This is a genomic window from Salinispora pacifica DSM 45544, assembly GCF_000378845.1.
Taxonomy (GTDB): Bacteria; Actinomycetota; Actinomycetes; order Mycobacteriales; family Micromonosporaceae; genus Micromonospora; species Micromonospora pacifica.
In genome coordinates, this window is record NZ_KB905359.1 from 22923 (window position 1) to 24613 (window position 1691).

The following is a 1691-nucleotide window of genomic DNA, read 5'->3' on the forward strand; positions in this document are numbered from 1 at the left end:
TCTTCAGCGTGGGCTGGCCGCTGATGGCCGTTGCAAGTCCTTCTCTGCTGGCGCCGATGGCACCGCGATGTCCGAGGGGGCGGGCATGTTGTTGCTGGAACGGCTCTCTGACGCCGAGCGTCACGGTCATCAGGTGCTTGCGGTGGTGCGTGGTTCGGCGACTAACCAGGACGGCGCGTCGAATGGGTTGACGGCGCCGAACGGTCCGTCTCAGCAGCGGGTCATCCGACAGGCGCTGGCCGCTGCCAATGTCCGTCCCGACCAGGTTGATCTGGTGGAGGCGCATGGTACGGGTACCACCCTCGGCGATCCGATCGAGGCGCAGGCGTTGTTGGCCACGTACGGGCAGGGTCGGCCTGCGGATCGGCCGTTGTGGTTGGGCTCGATCAAGTCGAACATCGGTCACACCCAGGGCGCGGCTGGTGTCGCCGGGGTGATCAAGATGGTGTTGGCGATGAGTAGTGGGGTGTTGCCGCGCACGCTGCATGTTGCGGAGCCGTCTCCGCAGATCGACTGGTCGGCCGGGGAGGTACGGCTGTTGACCGAGGCGCAGGGGTGGCCGGCGCTGGACCGGCCCCGTCGTGCGGGTGTCTCATCATTCGGCATCAGCGGTACCAACGCCCACGTCATCCTCGAACAGGCACCACCCACTGACGTGCCTCCCGTCGAGGCGCTCCCGGACGACGGGCTCCCGACCGAGGCGCTCCCGGACGACGGGCTCCTGGCCGAGGTGCTCCCGGCCGAGGCGTTCCCGGCCGACGGGCTCCGGGCCGGGAGGCCTCCGGTCGGCGTGTCCGGGTCGGAGATTCTGCCCTGGGTGCTGTCGGCCCGCACCGACGAGGCACTGCGCGCCCAGGCCGGGCGCGTGGCCGCGGTAGCCGAGAGCGGCCCCGCCGAAGCCGGCGACCTGGCGTACGCGTTGGCAACCGGGCGTGCGCTGCTAAACCGGCGTGCGGTCGTCGTCGGCGACCGGGAGGACTTCGTCGCCGCAGCCCGCACGTTCGCTGAGGGCGGGATCGCTCCCGGCGTGCTGCATGGCGGTTCCGGCATCGTTTTTGTTTTTCCGGGGCAGGGTTCGCAGTGGTTGGGGATGGCGGTGGAGTTGTTGGATTCGTCGCCGGTGTTTGCGGAGCGGTTGGGTGAGTGTGCTGCGGCGTTGGATGAGTTTGTGTCGTGGCGGCTGGTTGATGTGTTGCGTGGTGTGGAGGGGGCGCCGTCGCTGGACCGGGAGGATGTGGTGCAGCCGGTTCTGTGGGCGGTGATGGTGTCGCTTGCGGGGTTGTGGCGTTCGTTTGGTGTGGAGCCGGATGCGGTGGTGGGTCATTCGCAGGGTGAGATTGCGGCTGCGGTGGTGGCGGGTGGTTTGTCGTTGCGTGATGGTGCGTTGGTGGTGGCGTTGCGTAGTGCGGTGATTGCGGAGGTGTTGGCGGGTCGGGGTGCGATGGCGTCGGTGGGTCTGCCGGAGCGTCAGGTGTGTGATCGTCTGGGTGCGTATGGCGGTCGGTTGTCGGTGGCAACGGTTAATGGTGCGTCGTCGGTGGTGGTGTCGGGCGATGTGGATGCGGTAGAAGATTTGGTTGCGGTGTTGGGTGCTGAGGAGGTGCGGGTTCGGCGGGTAGATGTGGATTATGCGTCGCATTCGGCGCAGGTGGAGTTGATTGAGCAGCGGTTGTTGGAGGTGTTGGCGGGGG

The 1691-nt window shown here is 67.5% G+C and carries 1 protein-coding gene; it reads left to right on the forward strand.

What is annotated here, in order from left to right; translation table 11 throughout:
* On the forward strand, positions 1 to 1691 hold a 1691-nt coding region (locus SALPAC3_RS25155), incomplete at both ends, for a type I polyketide synthase (protein WP_157632348.1).